This is a genomic window from Shewanella phaeophyticola, assembly GCF_025398315.1.
GTDB classification, from domain to species: Bacteria; Pseudomonadota; Gammaproteobacteria; order Enterobacterales; family Shewanellaceae; genus Shewanella; species Shewanella phaeophyticola.
On record NZ_JAODOQ010000001.1, the window covers coordinates 2,085,550 to 2,107,119 of the forward strand.

The following is a 21,570-nucleotide window of genomic DNA, read 5'->3' on the forward strand; positions in this document are numbered from 1 at the left end:
CAATGACAGAGTATCTTCTCTTATTAATCGGCACTGTACTGGTTAATAACTTCGTCCTAGTGAAATTCTTAGGTCTATGCCCTTTTATGGGGGTGTCGAGCAAATTGGCGTCGGCTATTGGCATGTCAATGGCAACGACCTTTGTATTAACCCTTGCATCTATTCTTAGCTATCTCACCAATGCGTTTTTGTTACAACCATTTGATCTGAGCTATTTGCGTACCATGAGTTTTATTCTCGTTATCGCCGTAGTGGTTCAGTTCACCGAAATGGTCGTACAAAAAACCAGTGCCTCTCTGCATCGCGCCTTAGGTATTTATTTACCGTTAATCACCACTAATTGCGCAGTATTGGGCGTAGCGTTATTAAACGTTAACGAAGACAACAATTTTATTGAGTCTGCCATTTACGGTTTTGGTGCAGCAGTCGGCTTTTCATTAGTATTAATTTTATTTTCGGCAATGCGTGAGCGTTTAGCTGCGGCGGATGTGCCTGTACCCTTTAAAGGCGGCGCAATCGCCATGATCACCGCCGGTTTAATGTCGTTAGCATTTATGGGATTTGCGGGGCTGGTTAATTAGCATGACGAGTATTTTTATTGCCGTTGCGGTATTAAGTATATTGGCATTAGTGTTTGGGGTGATTTTAGGCTTTGCATCTAAAAAGTTTAAAGTTGAAGGTAACCCTATCATCGACCAAGTTGAAGCCTTATTACCACAAACTCAATGTGGCCAGTGTGGCTACCCAGGTTGTAGACCTTACGCTGAAGCGATTGCTAATGGCGATCATATCAATAAGTGCCCGCCTGGCGGCACAGCCACCATGGAAAAAATAGCTGAATTAATGGGCGTTGAACAAGAACCGTTAAATGCCGAGGCTCAATCTAGTGTAAAAAAAGTGGCTTACATTCGTGAAGATGAATGTATTGGTTGCACTAAATGTATTCAAGCCTGCCCTGTCGATGCCATTTTAGGTGCGGGTAAGCTAATGCATACCGTCATTGCCAAAGACTGCACTGGATGTGACTTGTGTGTGGAACCTTGTCCTGTTGACTGTATTGATATGATCCCTGTTGAAACGACGCTGCAAAACTGGGATTGGAAATTAAATAGTATCCCAGTCAAAGTGATCCATTCTGAGCAAGAGGAGACAGCGTGCTAACGTTATTAGAACAACTCGATAAAGGAACTTTGTGGCAATCTCCTGGTGGGATCCACCCTCCCCAATTAAAGACATTATCGAATCAATCAACCATTGCCCGTTTACCACTAGCACAGCGCTTTGTTGTACCCGTACCCTTAGTGGGTGAGCAAGCCATTTTGACTGTTTCGGTGGGAGATCTGGTGCTCAAAGGCCAAATGTTGACTGAAGGCACAGGCTTTATTTATTTACCTGTGCACGCCCCAACCTCTGGCCGTGTAATCGCGATAGAACAACACGCAACCAATCACCCTTCTTCACTGCCGACATTAAGCTGTATCATTGAAGCTGATGGCCAAGACGCTTGGTGCGAGCTGATACCGCACTCACTCGAACAATTATCCAAAAACCAAATATTAGACAAGATAAAAAACGCAGGCATTGCAGGTATGGGCGGCGCGGCTTTTCCAAGCCATGTCAAATTAAACCCAGCCAGTGAAATCGATTTAGTGATTATTAATGGTGTTGAATGCGAACCTTACATCAGTTCTGATGACCGGTTAATGCGCGATTACAGTGATGAAATCTTAAAAGGGATTGGAGTAATACATCACTTACTTAATCCGCAGCGGATCATCATCGCCATTGAAGATAATAAGCCTGAAGCTGCAAAGGCCATGCAGGATGCTGTGCAGCGCAGTACATTACCTACAGGTATAATACGGGTTACGGTTATCCCCACCAAATACCCATCAGGTGGCGAAAAACAGCTTATCCAAATTATTACCGGCAAAGAAGTGCCCAGCGGCCATATCCCAGCACAACTGGGCATAGTGGTGCACAATGTCGGCACCGCTTACGCGATTCAAGAGGCGATATATCAAGGTAAACCCTTGATTGAACGAGTTGTCACTTTAACGGGTGAGCAAATTGGCCAACCGGGCAACTACTGGTTACCTATCGGCACAACCATCAATGACGCCCTACAAGCAGTAAGCTTTCGTCCATCTTCATCGCAAAAGGTTATCGTAGGCGGCTACTATGATGGGTTACGCTCTAGCGGATTTAGATGTGCCAATATTAAAAGGGACTAACTGTTTATTAGCACCAAGTCATCATGAAATGGCCGCTGATGTTGATGAAAAAGCCTGTATCCGTTGTGGTGAATGTGCCATCGCTTGCCCCGCATTATTACTGCCACAACAGCTTTTTTGGCATGCAAAAGCTGAAGAATATGAGAAAGCGGCTAGCTTTAATTTAAAAGATTGTATTGAATGTGGTTGTTGCAGTTATGTCTGTCCTAGCGATATTCCCCTAGTTGAATATTATCGTGTGGCAAAGTCAGCATTAAAAATTGAAGCTGAAGAAAAGCACCAAGCTGAACAAGCTAAAATTCGTTTTGAAGCGCGTATACAGCGTTTAGAAGATGAAAAAAATGCCCGAGAGGCTAAGGCCAAAGAAGCCGCAGCAAAACGCCAAGCCAGCATGAAGTCAACTGATAAAGATGCCGTAGCCGCCGCCATGGCGCGTATTGCGGCTAAAAAAGCCCAAGCGGCATCAAGTACTACCTCATCTGAAGCACCGCAAGCGACAGTGGATCCGAAAAAGGCCGCCATTAATGCTGCTATCGAACGCGCTAAGGCCAAAAAAGTGGCTCAAGCAAATACCCTCAGGAGCGAGAATGAGCTCGACACCAGTACTGCTGACGTGAATGTCGATGACAAGCAAGCTAAAATTGCCGCCGCAGTTGCGCGAGCAAAAGCCAAAAAAGCCGCACAAGCGAATGCTAAGTTAATGACTCAAACAGCCAACCCGACTGAAACTACAGCAGCAGAAACTGTACTGACAACAGACGCGATTGACGACAAAAAAGCCCGTGTTGCAGCTGCAGTCGCCAAAGCCAAGGCAAAAAAGTTAGCACAAGCAGGCCAAACTGATGACTCGATTGTTGAAGCAGAACCTACTGCTGATGTAGTTGACGACAAAAAAGCCCGTGTTGCGGCAGCAGTCGCTAAAGCTAAAGCAAAAAAGTTGGCTCAAGCGAGTCAAATCGATATCGACGAAGCTGCGTCTCAATCTACCGCTGATATTGAGTCTACTGTCAATATAAAACCAGATGTTGCATTAACTGACGCGTCTGACTCAGCAGATTTGTCCCCAGAACAAGTCAAAAAAGCCAAAGTCGCTGCGGCAGTAGCCAAAGCAAAAGCGAAACAGCTCGCCAAACGTGCTGAGCAAGAGGAACAATAATCATGGCATTTAAAATTGCCTCATCACCCCATGTGAGCACCAGTTTACACACCAACACCGTGATGAAAAGGGTCGCTTTGTGTCTTATTCCGGGTATTGCTGTGCAAAGTTATTACTTTGGCTTTGGCACACTGGTGCAAATTTTGTTGGCTGTCAGTGTGGCATATTTAGCCGAAGCCGCGGTGATGAAACTGCGTAACAAAAACATCAAAGCAACCTTAAGCGACAACAGCGCATTAGTTACCGCTTGCTTATTAGCCGTAGCCATTCCGCCGTTGGCCCCTGGTGGTTAATTGTCATAGGTACGTTATTTGCCATCGTTATCGTTAAACAGCTTTATGGCGGTTTAGGTAACAATGTTTTCAACCCGGCAATGGCTGCTTATGTATTACTGCTTATTTCATTTCCGGTTCAAATGACCTCATGGGTTGCACCGCAAACCATTGCGTTTAATCAGGCATCATTGCTCACCAGTGTGCAAACCATTTTTGAAATTAATCAAACTTTTGCGGCTGAATATTTTCGTTTAGGCATTGATGGCGTCGCAATGGCAACCCCGCTTGATACCTTAAAAACTGATTTATCGATGGGCTTAACCACCACCGAGAGCCTGGCAAAACCGATTTTCTCTGGCATGGGCGCTGAAGGATGGTTTTGGGTCAACTTAGCCTATCTTGTCGGCGGTTTAGTTATGCTAAAGCTTAAGGTTATCCGTTGGCATATCAGTCTTGCAATTATTGCCAGTTTATTCCTGTGCGCCAGTTTTGGTTTTTTAGTCAGCCCAGACACCTTTGTTAGCCCGTTAATACACCTATTCAGCGGCGGTACGATGTTAGCGGCATTTTTTATTGCCACCGATCCGGTCACTGCCGCAACTAGCCCTAGAGGCAGGTTAATATTTGGCGCCATGATTGGCGTGCTAATTTATTTAATTCGTACCTTTGGTGGCTATCCTGATGCGGTAGCCTTTGCGGTATTGCTTGCCAACATGTGCGCCCCCTTTATTGATTATTATGTGCGACCACGCAGTTACGGTCATCGTACAGGAAACTAACTATGTCTATTACTGATAACCCAATGCTCAAAAATGGCTTATTACTAGGCTTGTTTGCTTTATGCTGTACGGGCTTAGTGGCGTTAGTCAACGCCCTAACCTACGACACTATAGCCATGCAACAACAAAAGCAGTTAACTGAAACGCTGACTCAGGTTATCCCTAATGAACTGCATGATAATGCCCTATTTGAACAGTGTATTTTAGTACACTCGCCTGAGTTATTAGGCAGCAAAAATGCATTACCAGCCTACTTGGCATACAAAAACCTGCAACCTATAGCCATTGCCATTGAAGCGATTGCACCCGATGGGTATAACGGCGAAATTAAGCTTATTATTGGTGTTGATAATAACAGCCAGGTTTTAGGTGTACGAACCCTGTCTCATCAAGAAACCCCAGGGCTGGGAGATAAAATCGATTTACGAAAATCTGATTGGGTAACACACTTTAGTGGACTGTTTTTTAAAGACAATACCAATTTATGGAAAGTCAAAAAAGACGGTGGTCAATTTGATCAATTTACAGGGGCAACCATCACGCCACGGGCGTATGTTAAGGCCATCAGTAAGGCGCTAACCTTTGTTGAGCAAAACCGCAAAGCCTTGTACCAAAGTCATGTGAAATGTGAGGGTAATCATGAGTAAATATCGCGATATCGCCAGCCAAGGTTTATGGAAAAACAATCCTGGCTTAGTACAGTTACTTGGCCTGTGTCCTTTATTAGCGGTGACAGCAACGATTGCCAATGCTTTAGGTCTTGGCGTTGCAACCTTACTGGTATTAGTCGGTTCAAACATTTTAGTGTCATTAGTGCGTGATTATGTACCCAAAGAAATCCGCATACCGGTATTTGTAATGATCATTGCCGCACTCGTGACCTGCGTGCAATTATTGATTAACGCCTATGCCTATAATTTATACCTTTCATTAGGGATCTTCTTACCTTTGATTGTCACTAATTGTGTGATTATTGGCCGAGCAGAAGCCTTTGCATCGCGAAATTCATTAGCTCACTCAGCCTTTGATGGGTTGATGATGGCCTTGGATTTACGGCAGTATTGATGGTATTGGGCGCGACACGTGAACTATTAGGCCAAGGCACATTATTTGATGGCGCCGATTTATTATTAGGCGAATGGGCAAGCGTACTGACAATTCATGTATGGCAAGTCGACACTCCATTTTTACTCGCCATGCTGCCCCCAGGGGCATTCATTGGCATGGGGTTATTAATTGCCTTAAAAAATGTCATCGACAGCAACATAAAAGCCAGACAACCCAAAGCAGAATCAGTCGGCGTTACCCGCGCACGGATCACTAAGGTAAGTTAATACAAATATTATGAATAAAGAAAAACGCATTCAGATCTTAACGCGATTACGAGATAACAATCCAAAGCCCGAAACTGAGTTGAATTTTTCCAGTCCATTTGAATTGTTAGTTGCGGTCACCTTGTCTGCCCAAGCCACTGATGTCAGTGTAAACAAAGCTACCGATAAGTTATTTCCGGTGGCCAACACAGCCCAGGCTATTTATGACTTAGGGATAGATGGCTTAAAGCAATATATCAAAACCATTGGTTTGTATAACAATAAAGCCATCAACGTCATTAACGCCTGTAAAATGCTAATTGATTTACACGGCGGAGAAGTCCCTGAAAACCGTGAAGCATTAGAAGCATTACCGGGCGTAGGTCGTAAAACGGCTAATGTAGTACTTAACACCGCTTTTGGCTGGCACTACTATTGCAGTTGATACGCATATTTTTCGTATGGCGAACCGAACTAAATTTGCCCCAGGCAAAAATGTCGAGCAAGTCGAGCAAAAAATGCTAAAGGTCGTACCTGCAGAATTTAAAGTGGATGTACATCATTGGTTTATCTTACATGGTCGCTACACTTGTTTAGCACGTAAACCACGCTGCGGCAGCTGTATGATCGAAGATTTATGCGAATTTAAAGAAAAAGTCTATCCTGAGGATTAGCTGAAACAATAAAGACCAAAACACCTATGATGCTTTGGTCTTTATTCAGTAATTTATTGTAGGTTAACTCATCAACTAACGTGCAATAAACTAATATTTTTTGCTACATCTAACAACATATAGCGCTAGCAATGGAGCTTATTGTTGCTTAATACATTGCAACAAAAAATGCGCTAAAACAAATTGCGATTACAACGGTAGTGCCTAAGGCCATTTTTAATTCTGTAGTCATTGTACTGCCTCCATGTGGGTATGAAAGAAGAATAACGCCTTTTGCTTATGAACCCAAAAATTATCATCACAAATGTGAGCTAATGCAAAAAAAATATGCATTTATCGTAGAACTTATGGGTTAGTGATGTATTCATTTACTCACACTCACCGTGATTGTCGCACTAATCTTTTCATTGTCATCAGAGCTTGTTAAAGTCAGATATATTTTAAATAAGAGAGTCAAACATGTCGCAATTACTACATACAATGATCCGCGTTGGCGATTTGGATCGCAGCATAGCTTTTTATACCGACATAATGGGTATGAAGTTACTGCGAAAATCAGAAAACGCTGAATATCAATATACCCTCGCCTTCGTGGGTTTTGGTGAAGAAACCACAGGCCAGGCTGTGATTGAATTAACCTATAACTGGGGCGTAGACAGCTACGACCTAGGCAATGGCTTTGGTCATTTAGCCATTGGCGAAGAAAATATATATGCTCGTTGTGATGCGATTACGGCTGCCGGTGGTAAAGTCACGCGTGCACCTGAATCTGTTGCAGGTGGCACAACAGAAATAGCCTTTGTTGAAGATCCTGATGGGTATAAAATCGAATTGATCCAGAAAAAGTCAGCAACTGCGGCGCTGGGTTAATCAGCATATCATATAAAACAAAGCCAGCTATATGCTGGCTTTGTTATTTAATCTGAGCTTAGGTTATTTATTCTGGCTTGACCAAACTAAAATGGTCATAAGCCCGTTGGGTCGCGATACGCCCTCTTGGGGTGCGCTGAATAAAACCTTGTTGAATTAAAAATGGCTCAAGCACATCTTCAATGGTTTCTCTGTCTTCACCAATGGCCGCAGCCACGTTATCTAAGCCCACAGACTCACCCATAAACTTATCAATAATCGCTAATAAGAGTTTACGGTCTAAGTAATCAAACCCTTGCATATCAACATCAAGCAAATCGAGCGCATATTCTGCTACTTTTTGGGTTACTTTACCGTCGTGTTTCACTTCGGCGTAGTCGCGAACACGGCGTAATAAACGATTGGCAATCTCGCGGTGTTCCGCGTGAACGAGTGGCAATTTCAATTGCACCTTGCTCATCAATTTCTAGCGCCATCACTTTGGCTGAGCGCGTCACAATCGTTGTAAGATCTTTGACGTTATAAAACTCTAATCGCAAAGGAATACCAAAACGAGCCCGCAGTGGTGAGGTTAACGCACCAGCTCTTGTGGTGGCACCCACTAAGGTAAACGGCGGAAGGTCAAGTTTAATAGAACGTGCTGCTGAGCCTTCACCAATCATAATATCGAGCTGATAATCTTCCATAGCAGGATAAAGAATTTCTTCAACAACTGGGCTTAAGCGATGGATTTCATCAATAAATAACACATCACCCTGCTCAAGGTTTGTCAGTAATGCGGCTAAATCCCCCGCTTTTTCAAGTACTGAGCCAGAGGTGGATTTAATATTAACACCCATCTCATTGGCCACAATCATCGCAAGCGTGGTTTTACCTAAACCTGGAGGACCAAAAATAAGCATGTGGTCTAATGCTTCACCACGATTAATAGCGGCTTGAATAAAGACCTTTAATTGTGCACGAGTATCATCTTGGCCGGTATACTCATCCAACATTTTTGGCCGCATAGCCCGGTCAATCAATTCATCTTGACCTTGTACTTGCGGTTGGATCAGGCGATCAGCTTCAATCATTTTTACATACCTTAGTCATGATGTTCATCGAGTTATAACATAGACTTTAACGCAGCTTTAATCAGAGTTTCTGAACTCATGCCTTCCGTAAATGCAGCTGATACCGCTTTACTCGCCTGTGCAGGCTTATAACCTAATGACAATAAAGCAGAAATAGCATCCTCTTCTGCACTGTCAACAACCGCAACAGGTTTATAGTTACTTTGCAGTACAAATTCACGCTCGGAACCCACTGATGCTTCAAGTAGGCTTTTCAGTTTGTCGCGCATTTCAATCACTAAGCGCTCTGCTGTTTTCTTTCCCACACCCGGTAATTTGACCAAAGTGACAATATCATCACGTTCAACACAAGAGACAAATTCACTGGCTGTCATGCCCGATAAAATCGTTAACGCCAGTTTAGTGACCAACGCCATTGGTTTTAATCAGCAATCTAAATAAGGCGCGCTCTTGCTTGGTGATAAAGCCATATAACAACTGAGCGTCTTCACGCACAACAAAATGGGTGAACAAACTGGCATGTTGGTTGAGTTCAGGTAACTCATAAAAACTGGTCATCGGCACTTGTAACTCATAACCAACCCCACTAACGTCGAGCACGATTTCAGGTGCTTGTTTTTCTATTAATGTACCACTGAGACGACCAATCATTTGTATCTTCCATAAGTTCTGCTGTTGGCTTTGCCGCCCATAGCAATAAGGCTCTGATAAGTATGAAAATGACAAACTGCTACACCAAGGGCATCTGCAGCGTCAGCTTGCGGTGCCGCGGGCAATTTTAGCAGTTGTTTAATCATATGTTGTACTTGTGTTTTTTGCGCTCTGCCGGTGCCAACCACAGCACTTTTGATTTGGGTGGCACTGTATTCGGCGACAGGTAAGTTAGCACAGGTTGCCGCCACAATAGCTGCTCCACGGGCTTTACCAGTTTAAGTGCTGAGTCAGCATTTTTTGCCATAAACACACGTTCGATTGCAAATTCATTGGGTTGATACTGAGTAATAATTTCAGTTAAACCAGCATAGATTTGCTGTAAACGCTGAGGTAAATCATCGGCTGAAGTGCGAATACAACCGCTGCCTAAGTATATTTGTTGTCTACCTTGGCATTGAATAACACCATAACCGGTAATGCGCGAGCCGGGATCGACTCCTAATATGATCATAGATTATCTAATGCTTCCATTACGTCATCGGAAATGTCAGCGTTATGATATACCTCTTGTACATCATCGTGATCTTCTAAGTTATCAATTAACCGTAAGAATTTTTCAGCGGTATCAGCATCTAATTCGGCTTTAGTAGAGGCTACCATAGTCACCTCTGCGTTGACAGAATCCAGTGCCCCACTGTCGAGTGCGTCTTTAACTTGGCCAAAAGCATCTGGGCTGGTAAACACATCCATTGAACCGTCATCATGTGTTACCACATCATCGGCACCGGCCTCTAGGGCTAACTCCATTAAGGTGTCTTCGTCAGTATCACTGCCGTATGAAATGACCCCAGATTTGGTAAACAGATACGCCACCGAACCGTCAGTGCCTAAATTACCACCCGATTTGTTAAACGCATTACGTACACCTGATACCGTGCGATTACGGTTATCTGTCATGGTTTCGACCATGACAGCTGTGCCACCTGTACCCATAGCCTTCATAGATAATGGTTTCAAGTTGCTGACCATCAAGCTCACCTGCACCACGTTTAATTGCACGTTCAACGGTGTCACGTGTCATGTTATTTGATAGGGCTTTATCTATTGCTGCGCGAAGACGGGGATTGGAATCTGGATCGGATCCGCCTTCTCTTGCGGCGACGGTAAGTTCACGAATGAATTTGGTAAACAACTTACCGCGTTTGGCATCTTGCGCCGCTTTACGGTGTTTAATATTGACTCATTTACTGTGTCCTGCCACATTAAGCTCCTTTTTGATTCAAGTAGGAGTAGAAACGCTACTTGTAAAAAACATACCGAGGCAGCAGCCTCGGTATGTGTTGCTCTTTTAGAGCGAGTTATGCTAAACGGTTTAAGTTATTCTTCAGCTTTAGGCTTTTCAATAACCGCAATACCGAGTTCAGTTAATTGAACAGGGTTAGCAAAACCTGGTGCGTTCGTTAATGGACACGCTGCGGTTGTTGTTTTAGGGAATGCCATCACATCACGAATTGACGTTGCCCCTGTCATTAACATGATTATACGGTCTAAACCAAACGCTAAACCAGCATGAGGTGGTGTGCCGTAACGTAAAGCTTCAAGTAAGAAACCAAACTTCTCTTTTGCTTCTTCGGCTTCAATACCTAAAATGTTAAATACCGTGCTTTGCATGTCAGCATTATGAATACGCACAGAGCCGCCACCTAATTCACAACCGTTCAGCACCATGTCATACGCATCTGAAATTGCCGCTCCTGGATCGGCGGCTAATTCTGCTGGGCTGATACCGCGCGGCGCGGTAAACGGATGGTGAACAGCATGGAAACTGCCATTAATTTTCTCAAACATTGGGAAGTCAACAACCCACATTGGGCGCCATTCACCTTCTAATAAATCGAAATCTTCACCTGCTTTTAAACGCAATGCACCCATGGCTTCTGCCACCACGTTGGCTTTGTCTGCACCAAATAAAATGATGTCACCAGTTTGTGCACCTGTGCGGCTAACAATATTATTAGCAATGTCTTCAGATAAAAACTTGAGCACAGGAGACTGAATACCTTCGATACCCGCATCTAAATCATTAATCTTCATCCACGCTAGGCCTTTAGCACCATAAATGCCGGCATATTTGGTGTAGTCGTCAATTTGCTTACGAGACAATGATGCGCCCGTTGGAATGCGAAGTGCAGTTACACGACCTTCGACATCATTTGCTGGGCCGTTAAATACCGCAAACTCGACGTCTTTAACTAAGTCGGCAATATCGACTAATTCAAGTGGGTTACGTAAGTCTGGTTTATCAGAACCGTAACGTTGCATGGCTTCTGCGTATGACATACGTGGAAACTCACCTAAATCAACATTGAGTAAGTCTTGGAACAAACCACGCATCATCTGCTCAGTTTTTTCCATCACTTGCTCAGCGCTCATGAATGAGGTTTCGATATCGATTTGAGTAAATTCAGGTTGGCGATCAGCACGTAAATCTTCATCACGGAAACATTTCACTATTTGATAATAACGGTCAAAGCCCGACATCATCAGTAACTGTTTAAATAACTGTGGAGATTGTGGTAGCGCAAAGAATTGACCTTTATAAGTCCGGCTAGGTACTAAATAGTCACGTGCACCTTCTGGCGTCGCTTTGGTCAAAATGGGTGTTTCGATGTCTAGGAAACCATTGTCATCTAAGAAACGGCGTACTGCACTAGTCACTTTAGCGCGGAAGATTAAACGCTCGGCCATTTCTGGACGACGTAAATCTAAGTAGCGGTATTTAAGACGTTGCTCTTCGCTGTTATTTTGGTAATTGTCCATGCTCAACGGCAGTGGTGCTGCCACATTAATAATGTTCAATTGCTTACCAAGAATTTCAACTTCACCGGTTTTCATGTGTGAATTAACTTGGCTGTCAGGGCGTGCACGGACAACGCCGGTCACTTGAACACAAAATTCACTGCGCAATGTGCTGGCAACGTCAAAGACCTCTTTTAAGTCTGGATCATAAACAACCTGTACTAGCCCTTCTCTGTCGCGTAAGTCTAAAAATACAACTCCGCCTAAATCACGACTACGGTTAACCCAACCGACTAAAGTAACTTCTTGACCAAGATGAGACAGATTAATGTCTCCACAATAATGACTGCGCATTGAACTCTATCCTTTATCCACAAAGCGGTATTTTTGGAAATTGAAAACGATAAAAACGGCATTATATACCGTGACTCGCACTTATGCATTGCAGTATCAGCCAGTTTGCGTCAATTGACCATAGTTGTGGTTGATAAACATGGTTGATTGACGGAAAAATCTACAAGCATTAATTCATTTTATATTGATGACCGCCAATCTTCTTAGCTTGATACATTAATTGGTCGGCCGTTTTAAGTAATGTTGCCGGTGTGTCGGCATCTTCATTAAACATGGCAATACCGATACTGGCTGAAATATTCACCTGGCGACCGTCAATCACGGTAATTCTTTTTAATGCCAGCAAAATATTATCAGCAACTTGGCGAGTATTTTCTTTGCTGTCGATATGTTGAAGTAATAATACAAATTCATCACCGCCGAATCGGGCGACGGTGTCTGATTCACGGACACATTTAGACAGCATTAACCCTACCCGGTGTAATAATTTATCACCAATATGATGACCGTGCATATCATTGACAGCTTTAAAGCCATCAAGATCGACAAATAATACTGCAAAACGAGATTTATCTCGCTGATGGGTCATGACTGCTTGGCTTAATCTGTCGTCAAGTAAACTGCGATTGGGTAAACCCGTCACATTGTCATGGTTAGCCATAAATTGGAGGTTTTCTTCGGCTTTTATTCGTTTTTGTATTTCAACATTCAAGCGTCGATTAGACATGAATATCATTAATGCAATTAATGATAATACTAGCAAGCCCACAATTAATATCTGAAGCCAGCGTTGGTAACGTAAAGTATCACTATTAACGTCTAATGAGACCCACTTTTGATACATGTTTTGTTGCTCTGCTTCATCGATTGTCGCTATCACCCGGTCAATTAACGGGACTAACGATTTCACTCCAGGAAACAGTCCTATACGGCTATGTTGCTCGGTTAATTCAGCCACTAGCGACATTTTCAAACTTGGATATTGACCACCTTTTAATGTTGTAGCTAACGTTGCAACTTGATCAACAAACATATCTGCGCGGCCATTGATTACAGCGTTAATACCCTGCTCAGTATCGGCAACGACCACCAGATCAATTCCAGGGTATTGCTGCCTTAAATGGTCGATAATGTGGTAACCATCAACCACCGCCAGCCGTTTGCCGACAACTTGCGAGATATTAAAGATGGGGGTTGAGTTAGCGAAGTCACAATTGCCCAAGGAGAGTGCCAGTAAGAAGCCGAAAAAGCCAATGAGTTTTCACGTTCGTTGGTTTGCGCCATACTGGCCACCAGATGAATTTCGCCTTTAATCAAATCATTGACCATCTTACCAAAATCATCATAAGCCACAGGAATAATCGTCAAATTAAGCTGCTTAACGAGCAGATTTTTAATATCAGCATTTACGCCTAAAAACTGGCCATTTTTACCTTGAAATTCCATCGGCGCCCAATGTTTAAGGTACCCCATCTTAATGGCACCTAAGCTACTGATATATTGTTTTTGCTGGGTGGTTAATTTTATTTTACTGCCACTGCTTGTGAAGAAGCGATCGTCAGGATTAATCAACCACTTACGTTCAATTTGGATTTGCTCTTCTACCGAAATCAAATTAAAGCCAGCTTGAATGCGATCCGCGAGGCCACTGTCGTCAATACGGGTTAACGCATACATATCGGTCGTAAATTCAACATCGAAATATTGTCGAAATTCAGCCCAGAGTTTGTTTGCTAACAGATAATGCGATGTCATCGCAGCAGATGAAATAAACCCGCTAATTTCGTCATTATGAGCCGCTTTAACCATCTCATCGAGTGTGTGATAAAAACGCAATTGTGCTTGGGGAAATGCAGACTTAACTTGAGTAATATAAGGTGCGGTAGGAAATAACCCAATACGTATTGCGCTTTTCTCAATGTCTTTAATATTGTGTTTGGCACTAAAAAAGCGACTTTTAACAGATGTAATATGCCAAGCCTGTTTTAACCCGCTACGCATATCTTGGCTTTCAGGGTAACCAATATGCACATCTGCCACACCACGTTTTACATCCTCAATAGTACTGTTCATGTCGCCAGTGGCAAAGTCGATATTAATGCCGGTTTTTTTCGACCACAATTTCCATACATCAACCAGCATACCGGTGGGTAAACCGTCAACACCAAGATCGGCATAGGGCTCAACACCCGTTTGCATGGCAATAATGACCCCAGATGTTTGTTTGTGATAACCCAGCCAGCGGCGTTCGATATGCTTAATCGTTTGAGGTGAAATTAATCCAAAGCCATGGTTAATGTTATCGACTAAAGCTTGATTACCTTTTACCACGGCAGGAACTAACTCAACCTTTTTGATGAGGATACGCGAAGAACTGTAAAAGTTAGCGGCAATATCTTGCTCTAAGGCAAGGTTACGCTGATAACCTTCAATCCCAGCAAACACCAACAGCTCGTCCTTCGCCGCCGCTTGCAGTAATTGCTCTCGATTTGTAAAACGTTTAAAACTTAAACGAGGCTCTATTGAACGCAGCATTGCTTCGTGAGATGAGCCATCGACTATGCCAATCTGATATGGAATTAAATCACTTATCTTTTTTTTGCTATTCAGTGATTTGTGTAAATAGAGGTAAGTATTTAATGACGTAAATGGCGTAGCAAAATCGAATTTTTTAGCACGACCGTTTGTTTTTGTCATACCAATATGAATATCTGCATTATGCTGTTCAAGTTGATCTAAAGATTGCTGCCAATGACGCGTCACAAAGCGAATTTTAGTATCGCTTACAGTTGACCACTCGCGCCATAAATCCACTAAAATACCTGCAGGATTGCCTTTGTCATCTAAATATCCATAAGGATATGTATCTTCACCCATGACGATAATTAGCGGTGATGATGCTGGTTCTAAGGCATTATCGTCATTATGAAAGCCGTATGCGGGCAAAATGAGCATCCACAGAATCGATGCCAGCACCCAAGATATCAATTTCAAGTTTTTTCCCTAATACTTATATTTGATGATTACGTCGTTTTTATCGTTATTTAGATAAGCTGCAGTATATTATACCGTGATACCTATATCGTTAAGCACCACAGTAATGCACAATTTGTTATTAAATTGTATCTATCTAACAAATAATATCATTATTTAGACTGAGTTAATGTATATTTTGTCAAATTTTGCTGTCATTCCCGCTTTGTATAAGCAAAGCAAAAAGGCTGACAATTGAACTCTAATCGCGAAGCGACATTAAACAAACAGTAAAACGTTTTTAGCCGACACGTTATGGCATCGTTTGTTTGCCATTTTTACGGCGATTATCGACTTTTTATGTAGAATAACTTCACTTCAAAGTCGTTGCCTTGTACAAATGGACAACAATACGCTGCAAAAATAACCTTGAAAGATCAACAAGCCCTAACACTATGGCGAACTATTTAAAAAAACACACAAATTACCAGTAGGATACTTGCTGCACTTAACCATGATTAGCTAAAATACATGCTGAATTTTCCCCAAATTACAGCTCATGAACTCTCAACAAGATAAAATTTACGCAAATGCCGCAGATCAAATAACAGATTTTCAATTTGATCAACGCGTTGCGGGTGTATTTAATGACATGATCCGTCGTTCTGTCCCAGGTTACGCGCAAATTATCAATACACTGGGTGATTTTGCTCACCGCTTTGTTACTTCTAATAGTAATATTTATGACCTTGGCAGCTCTTTAGGCTCTGCGACATTAAGTATTCGACGTCAAATTGAAGGACGCGATTGCCAAATTTTTGCTGTTGACAATAGTCAATCCATGATTGACCGCTGTAAAGAAAATTTATCAGCTTATGTTAGCGATACCCAAGTAAACTTATTGTGTGCCGATATACGAGACATCAAGATTGAGAATGCCTCAATGGTTGTACTCAACTTTACTTTACAATTTTTGCCGATAAACGATCGTAATGCGTTAATTAAACGTATTTATGATGCTTTGTTGCCTGGCGGCGTATTGGTTATTTCTGAAAAATTGTATTTTGAAGACAACCAAATTCAAACTTTATTAGATGAACAACATTTAGATTTTAAACGCGCCAATGGTTACAGTGAACTCGAAATCAGCCAAAAACGCAGTGCTCTTGAAAACGTTATGCGTCCAGACAGCCTAACGACTCACCAACAACGTTTGAATGATAATGGTTTTTCACACTTCTCAGTGTGGTTCCAATGTTTTAATTTTGCATCTATGGTAGCGATTAAATGATAAGTTTTAGTTCTTTTTACAAAGACATTGCCGACTCTAATCTGCAACACTGGTTAGAAACATTGCCGTCTATCTTAGGACAATGGCAACGTGACCATAAACACGGTAATTTACCTAAGTGGGAAAAGGTCGCTAATAAGTTTAATTACCCGCAACCCGATACCATAGAACTGACGTCAAGCGTTACCATTGGCAGCGGTGATCAATTAACGCCCGGTCAGGTAGAAAAACTCACTAATTTGCTCGGCATGTTTCAACCATGGCGTAAAGGCTCATTTACTGTCCATGGTATTGAAATAGATACTGAATGGCGCAGCGACTGGAAATGGGATAGAGTAAAAGGTCATATTTCTCCACTTAAAAATCGTACTGTATTAGATGTGGGTTGTGGCAGTGGTTATCATATGTGGAGAATGTTAGGTGAAGGTGCATCTCGCGTAGTCGGGGTTGACCCATCGCCATTATTTTTATGCCAGTTTGAAGCGATAAAACGCTTGGCAGGTAATGAACAACCAATACATTTGTTGCCATTAGGTATTCAAGAGTTACCCCCACTCGATGCATTTGACACCGTGTTTTCGATGGGAGTGTTATATCACCGTCGTTCGCCGATAGATCATTTACTGCAATTACGTGATCAACTGCGTATGGGCGGTGAATTAGTGCTTGAAACCCTAGTAATTGATGGCGATGAAAACGCAGTTTTAGTGCCAAAAGATCGTTACGGAAAAATGAACAATGTGTGGTTTATTCCGTCTGTGGCCGCACTGATGTTATGGTTAAAAAAATGTGAGTTTACTGATATCCGTTGTGTTGATATCGATACGACTTCACTTGCTGAGCAACGTAGTACAAACTGGATGAAAAATGAATCACTAGTCGATTATCTCGACCCAAATGATGCAACCTTAACAGTAGAAGGTTACCCCGCACCAAAACGAGCCATCATTATTGCTACTAAGAATCAACCGAATCACGATTTAGTTTAACGAATACTATTCAACAGGAATTGACATGTTAAAGCAGGTAATTGCTCTATCCATTGCGACGGCTTTATTAATAGGTTGTACAACTACAGAAAAACCAACGACACCTCCGCTAACCAATGCTGATTTGAATAGCAGTTTGCTGAATACACAAACAGCTGTAATAGACGCCATAAATAACAGCTGTATTGATCAGACTGCCGAAATTAACGAAATATCAGCTGAAATGAGGAAGTTAAAAACTCAAGTTAGTGCTGCCATGGCTGAAAGACCTAAAACAATCGTGATGCCAGCACCGCCAATGCCAAAACCTATTGCCGTGCCAGAGCAATGTCCTGAAGCGATGATAGGTGAAAAGTTTTTATTAGGCGAAGTTGAAAGTGTCTTTGTTGATGAAGTCAAAGCCATGTTTGCAACCCGTATTGATACCGGTGCTGAATCATCATCACTTGATGCACGTAATATTGTGTTATTTGAGCGTGATGGTGTGCAATGGGTACGTTATGATGTGATGTCTAACGGCATTGATCAACCCGCAAACACCTTTGAAACAAAAGTGGTTAAGTTTGTGCGAATTAAACAAGATGCCGAATCAGATGATGATCGTCGCCCAGTTATTCATGCGCATTTAAAAATAGGTAAATATTCAGCTGAAACCGATCTAAACCTCGTAGACCGTAGTCACCTAGATTACCCGTTACTACTTGGTCGCAAGTTTATGAAAGATATTGCAATTGTTGATGTAGGCCAAATCTATATCCACGGTAAAGCAAAAAAACAAATTACAACCTTAAATAAGTAGGATCAGTAATGCATTCTCGGAAACCGTTTTACATTTTTGTTGCACTGCTCTTTATCATCGGCATCAGCACGAGTATATATCGTGGGGTTGAACACAGTGTGCCCTTTTTACCAGGCGAACAAGTTCAAAGCTGGGCTGTAGATGCAAAAGTGAGTTTTATGGGCAGTAACCAACCTGCCGAAGTGAACTTTTCTTTACCTAATGACCCTGCATTTGACGTGTTGGTCGAAAATGCCACATCACCAGGTTATGGTTTAAGCATTTCTAACGATGTGGCCAATCGCCGCGCAGTATGGTCAATTCGTGAAGCCTCGGGACCACAAGCGTTATACTACCGCGTGACCTTGGTGCCTACCGGTAAACTTGATATCCAAACAACAGAAACACCTTTGGCTCCTGAGCCATATTTATGGCCTGCCACCGAGAAATCAGCAGCAGATCAAGTGATTGAAGATGTATGGAGCCGCAGTGCAACCAATTTATCGTTTGCACAACAATTGATGAATCTTATCAATGACACAGAACAAAGCCAGAATATGGCGCTGTTATTGTCGGCTAACACATCAACCAATCTGTTTGTGCAAATGCTGCACTCTAAAGGTGTACCAGCTCGGATAGTCAATGGTTTACAGTTAGAAGATCAACGTCGCCGCCAGCAACTCACCCCGTATGTGCAGGTGTATAACAATGGCGAATGGGTGTTATTTGATATACCCAATAACAAACAAGGCCGTGATAATACCTTAGTGTTATGGGAATACTCTGGCCATTCAGTCTTAGATGTCATGGGCGGAATTAACTCACAAGTTAATTTCTCAATGCTGCAAGATACCCGCTCAGCATTGGCCACCTCTATAGACATGATGATGAATGACGATGCGTTAGACTTCTCGCTTTATCAACTACCGCTAGAAGAACAAAGCTTGTTTAAAGGTATATTACTGATCCCTATCGGGGTTTTAGTTGTGGTATTTTTACGCGTCATCGTCGGCATTAAAACTTCTGGCACCTTTATGCCTGTGTTAATTGCCTTAGCGTTTATTCAAACGACATTATTAACTGGTTTAATCGGTTTCTTATTGATTGTGGCCTTTGGGTTAATGATCCGCTCGTATTTGTCTACCCTCAACTTACTGCTCATCTCCCGAATATCCGCGGTGATTATTGTGGTGATTTTCATTATTGGGTTATTCACACTTATTTCGTTTAAATTAGGCTTAAGTGAAGGCTTAACAGTGACGTTCTTCCCGATGATCATTCTGGCATGATACCATCGAACGTATGTCTATTTTATGGGAAGAAGAAGGCGCTAAAAAAGTATTCGTTTCAGGCGGCGGCAGTTTATTTGTTGCCACCCTAGCCTACTTAGCAATGGACAATGACCTAGTGCAACATTGGGTATTTAACTTCTTAGGTATTCACCTGGTTATTTTGGCACTTGTGTTGGTGATGAGCCAATACACAGGTTACCGCTTAACAGAGTTAAAACGATTTAAACCATTGGTTGGAGAGAAATAATGAAGTACGCCTGGCCTTGGGAGTTGAGCCGTAGCGGTGTACTGAATATGAACAGGCGCAACATTAGCTATATTGGTCGTTATAATCAGCGTAAATTTTATAAACGCGTTGATGATAAGTTGATCACTAAGCAACTTGCGCTTGCTAATAACATTGCGGTTCCAGACCTTATTGGTGTTGTCCACGAACAACATAAAATTCAAGAAATTCCAGCCATGGTCAGCGATCGTACTGGTTTTGTTATCAAACCAGCCAAAGGTTCTGGCGGTAAAGGCATTATGGTGATCACTAAAGTGAACAATGGCTGTTATTACAAGCCAAATGGTCATGAAGTCACTCACAATGAAATTTACCGACATGTATCTAACATACTCAGTGGTTTGTTTTCTCTGGGCGGCAAGCCTGATGTTGCCATTGTTGAAGGGTTAATTGAGTTCGACCCTGTATTTGAAGGCTTTAGTTATGAAGGCGTACCAGACATTCGCTTAATTGTGTTTAAAGGTTTTCCAGTCATGGGGATGTTGCGTTTATCAACTGCTGCATCCGACGGTAAAGCTAACTTGCACCAAGGCGCAGTGGGAGTAGGTTTAGACATTGCCACAGGTAAAAGTTTACATGCGGTTCAATTTGACTTGCCTGTCGATAAACACCCAGACACTCATTTCCCATTGAATAACATGTCAGTCCCACACTGGGAAACCTTATTACATACGGCATCAAGTGCCTATGAAATGTGTGAACTGGGATACCTTGGAACCGACATGGTATTGGATAAAAACAAAGGCCCATTGCTACTTGAATTGAACGCCCGCCCAGGGTTAACCATTCAAATTGCCAATGGTAAAGGCATTTTACCTCGGCTAAAACACGTTGAAGCCATGAAAGGCCCAGCAATGTCAGTGGAAGAACGTGTGGCTTATGCTAAAAAGCATTTCTCTAGTAATCCTAAGTTTTAGTTTGTTTGCCACAGCGAATGCTGTGGCAAATCCGTTGGCACTGTTTGTAGAGCAGTGCCTTCAATATCAACCTAAACTCACCGCGATATCGCAAAATACACACTTTACAGCAGCGCAACAAGCTGTTGAGTTTGAAAAAAACACACTCGCATTAAATAACATCAATGATCGGATTAAATACTACCGTCCTTTTGCCAATGACAGCCTAAGCAAGCAAGGTTTATTGTGGTGTCAATTGCACCTTGCTGATGAGCTATATATGCTCACTCAAGCAACACAAACCCAAGCACTAATCGATGTATTACAGAACGAATCTACTCCCTATAAACAATTAAGTGAAAGGCTGTTAACCGTCAAGCAAAACCAATGGAATATTAAGCAAAAATCAAAACTGCATAGTGCTCAGGCTTCGGTAAACCAAGCATTGTCACAGCGTCAGTTACAAATGCAATTCAATAATGAACAATGTGTATTGCCGCAAGCCACACCGCCAACAGATACAAACAATATCGATATTCACATTGCTCAATACCTAATTAAACAAAGCGATGAAAACTGCCGTAAACAAGCTTGGTTTGCTTATCAAACGCGTGCCAAACATAAAATAAAATCAGCGATTTCCTATATACATCAATTACTGCAACAACGGTCATTAACCCAAGGTTACCAAAATACTGCTGAATATATATTGGCAACACATGGACTTAATGCTGACTTACTTTCTCAGTTTTTAAAGGATCCAAACCGAACAACTTAATATTGCTCCTTGGAATATTGCGCGCGCCCTATCGCAAACAGCAAAACCAGAAGCAATAGAGGCGGTTTCTGCCCAAGCCTATTTACTGCAATTACTCAGTAAACTT

At 42.3% G+C, this 21,570-nt stretch carries 12 protein-coding genes and 9 pseudogenes; 14 read left to right on the top strand and 7 right to left on the bottom strand.

What is annotated here, in order from left to right; translation table 11 throughout:
• The first annotated feature begins 2 nt into the window (after positions 1 to 2).
• From rsxA to gloA, 8 genes and pseudogenes are all read left to right on the top strand, one after another.
• A complete protein-coding gene (gene rsxA, locus N4T56_RS09705) occupies positions 3 to 581 on the top strand; it encodes an electron transport complex subunit RsxA (RefSeq protein WP_261734788.1) in 579 nt (192 codons plus the stop codon).
• 1 nt (position 582) lies between these two features.
• Positions 583 to 1,161 carry an electron transport complex subunit RsxB gene (gene rsxB / locus N4T56_RS09710; protein WP_261733089.1) on the top strand — a complete coding sequence of 193 codons (579 nt, stop codon included), beginning with the start codon at positions 583 to 585 and terminating at the stop codon, positions 1,159 to 1,161.
• A pseudogene (rsxC, locus tag N4T56_RS09715) lies at positions 1,155 to 3,390 on the top strand (electron transport complex subunit RsxC). The gene rsxB and the pseudogene rsxC overlap by 7 nt, the downstream one beginning before the upstream one ends.
• Before the next feature lie 62 nt (positions 3,391 to 3,452).
• Positions 3,453 to 4,375, top strand: a pseudogene (rsxD, locus tag N4T56_RS09720) (electron transport complex subunit RsxD); the annotation flags it as partial.
• A 92-nt stretch (positions 4,376 to 4,467) separates the two neighbouring features.
• The gene (gene rsxG / locus N4T56_RS09725) at positions 4,468 to 5,091 is read left to right on the top strand and encodes an electron transport complex subunit RsxG (RefSeq protein ID WP_261734789.1); all 624 of its coding nucleotides are present in this window, start codon (positions 4,468 to 4,470) and stop codon (positions 5,089 to 5,091) included.
• A pseudogene (locus tag N4T56_RS09730) lies at positions 5,084 to 5,778 on the top strand (electron transport complex subunit E). Before rsxG ends, N4T56_RS09730 begins: the two are co-directional and overlap by 8 nt.
• Positions 5,779 to 5,788: 10 nt before the next feature.
• A pseudogene (gene nth, locus N4T56_RS09735) lies at positions 5,789 to 6,431 on the top strand (endonuclease III).
• 459 nt (positions 6,432 to 6,890) lie between these two features.
• On the top strand, positions 6,891 to 7,301 hold the full coding sequence (gloA, locus tag N4T56_RS09740; RefSeq protein ID WP_261733090.1) for a lactoylglutathione lyase: 411 nt from the start codon (positions 6,891 to 6,893) through the stop codon (positions 7,299 to 7,301).
• A gap of 67 nt (positions 7,302 to 7,368) precedes the next feature.
• Here the strand turns inward: gloA and ruvB are convergent.
• From ruvB to N4T56_RS09775, 7 genes and pseudogenes are all read right to left on the bottom strand, one after another.
• Positions 7,369 to 8,374 (bottom strand): annotated as a pseudogene (gene ruvB, locus N4T56_RS09745) (Holliday junction branch migration DNA helicase RuvB).
• Between the two features lie 32 nt (positions 8,375 to 8,406).
• Positions 8,407 to 9,025 (bottom strand): annotated as a pseudogene (gene ruvA, locus N4T56_RS09750) (Holliday junction branch migration protein RuvA).
• Positions 9,022 to 9,539: pseudogene (gene ruvC / locus N4T56_RS09755) on the bottom strand (crossover junction endodeoxyribonuclease RuvC). Before ruvC ends, ruvA begins: the two co-directional pseudogenes overlap by 4 nt.
• Positions 9,536 to 10,262, bottom strand: a pseudogene (locus tag N4T56_RS09760) (YebC/PmpR family DNA-binding transcriptional regulator). Before N4T56_RS09760 ends, ruvC begins: the two co-directional pseudogenes overlap by 4 nt.
• A 143-nt stretch (positions 10,263 to 10,405) precedes the next feature.
• On the bottom strand, positions 10,406 to 12,181 hold the full coding sequence (gene aspS / locus N4T56_RS09765; protein WP_261733091.1) for an aspartate--tRNA ligase: 1,776 nt from the start codon (positions 12,179 to 12,181) through the stop codon (positions 10,406 to 10,408).
• Positions 12,182 to 12,350: 169 nt separating this feature from the next.
• Positions 12,351 to 13,331, bottom strand: coding sequence for a GGDEF domain-containing protein (locus N4T56_RS09770; protein WP_261733092.1), 981 nt, complete (start codon positions 13,329 to 13,331; stop codon positions 12,351 to 12,353).
• Positions 13,298 to 15,175: a transporter substrate-binding domain-containing protein gene (locus N4T56_RS09775; RefSeq protein ID WP_261733093.1), complete on the bottom strand. Its 1,878-nt coding sequence runs from the start codon at positions 15,173 to 15,175 to the stop codon at positions 13,298 to 13,300. The genes N4T56_RS09770 and N4T56_RS09775 overlap by 34 nt, the downstream gene beginning before the upstream one ends.
• A gap of 538 nt (positions 15,176 to 15,713) precedes the next feature.
• On the opposite strand from N4T56_RS09775, the gene cmoA reads away from it, so the two are divergent.
• The 6 genes and pseudogenes from cmoA (at position 15,714) to N4T56_RS09805 (ending at position 21,464) form a co-directional block, all read left to right on the top strand.
• On the top strand, positions 15,714 to 16,445 hold the full coding sequence (gene cmoA / locus N4T56_RS09780) for a carboxy-S-adenosyl-L-methionine synthase CmoA (RefSeq protein ID WP_261733094.1): 732 nt from the start codon (positions 15,714 to 15,716) through the stop codon (positions 16,443 to 16,445).
• Positions 16,442 to 17,434, top strand: coding sequence for a tRNA 5-methoxyuridine(34)/uridine 5-oxyacetic acid(34) synthase CmoB (gene cmoB, locus N4T56_RS09785; RefSeq protein WP_261733095.1), 993 nt, complete (start codon positions 16,442 to 16,444; stop codon positions 17,432 to 17,434). Before cmoA ends, cmoB begins: the two co-directional genes overlap by 4 nt.
• Before the next feature lie 25 nt (positions 17,435 to 17,459).
• Positions 17,460 to 18,233 (top strand): ATP-dependent zinc protease family protein, encoded by a 774-nt coding sequence (locus N4T56_RS09790; RefSeq protein ID WP_261733096.1) that lies wholly within the window; start codon positions 17,460 to 17,462, stop codon positions 18,231 to 18,233.
• 8 nt (positions 18,234 to 18,241) lie between these two features.
• Positions 18,242 to 19,751, top strand: a pseudogene (locus N4T56_RS09795) (UUP1 family membrane protein).
• Positions 19,751 to 20,707, top strand: a complete 957-nt coding sequence (locus N4T56_RS09800) for an alpha-L-glutamate ligase-like protein (RefSeq protein WP_261733097.1) — start codon at positions 19,751 to 19,753, stop codon at positions 20,705 to 20,707. Before N4T56_RS09795 ends, N4T56_RS09800 begins: the two are co-directional and overlap by 1 nt.
• A 22-nt stretch (positions 20,708 to 20,729) precedes the next feature.
• On the top strand, positions 20,730 to 21,464 hold the full coding sequence (locus tag N4T56_RS09805; RefSeq protein WP_261733098.1) for a hypothetical protein: 735 nt from the start codon (positions 20,730 to 20,732) through the stop codon (positions 21,462 to 21,464).
• Positions 21,465 to 21,570 lie beyond the last annotated feature (106 nt).

What these genes read in the sequence shown, in the direction of transcription:
- N4T56_RS09790 (WP_261733096.1), top strand. Translation starts at nt 17,460, where the DNA reads ATGTTAAAGCAGGTAATTGCTCTATCCATTGCGACGGCTTTATTAATA.
- aspS (WP_261733091.1), bottom strand. Translation starts at nt 12,181, where the DNA reads ATGCGCAGTCATTATTGTGGAGACATTAATCTGTCTCATCTTGGTCAA.
- gloA (WP_261733090.1), top strand. Translation starts at nt 6,891, where the DNA reads ATGTCGCAATTACTACATACAATGATCCGCGTTGGCGATTTGGATCGC.
- cmoB (WP_261733095.1), top strand. Translation starts at nt 16,442, where the DNA reads ATGATAAGTTTTAGTTCTTTTTACAAAGACATTGCCGACTCTAATCTG.
- rsxG (WP_261734789.1), top strand. Translation starts at nt 4,468, where the DNA reads ATGCTCAAAAATGGCTTATTACTAGGCTTGTTTGCTTTATGCTGTACG.
- rsxB (WP_261733089.1), top strand. Translation starts at nt 583, where the DNA reads ATGACGAGTATTTTTATTGCCGTTGCGGTATTAAGTATATTGGCATTA.
- cmoA (WP_261733094.1), top strand. Translation starts at nt 15,714, where the DNA reads ATGAACTCTCAACAAGATAAAATTTACGCAAATGCCGCAGATCAAATA.
- rsxA (WP_261734788.1), top strand. Translation starts at nt 3, where the DNA reads ATGACAGAGTATCTTCTCTTATTAATCGGCACTGTACTGGTTAATAAC.
- N4T56_RS09800 (WP_261733097.1), top strand. Translation starts at nt 19,751, where the DNA reads ATGAAGTACGCCTGGCCTTGGGAGTTGAGCCGTAGCGGTGTACTGAAT.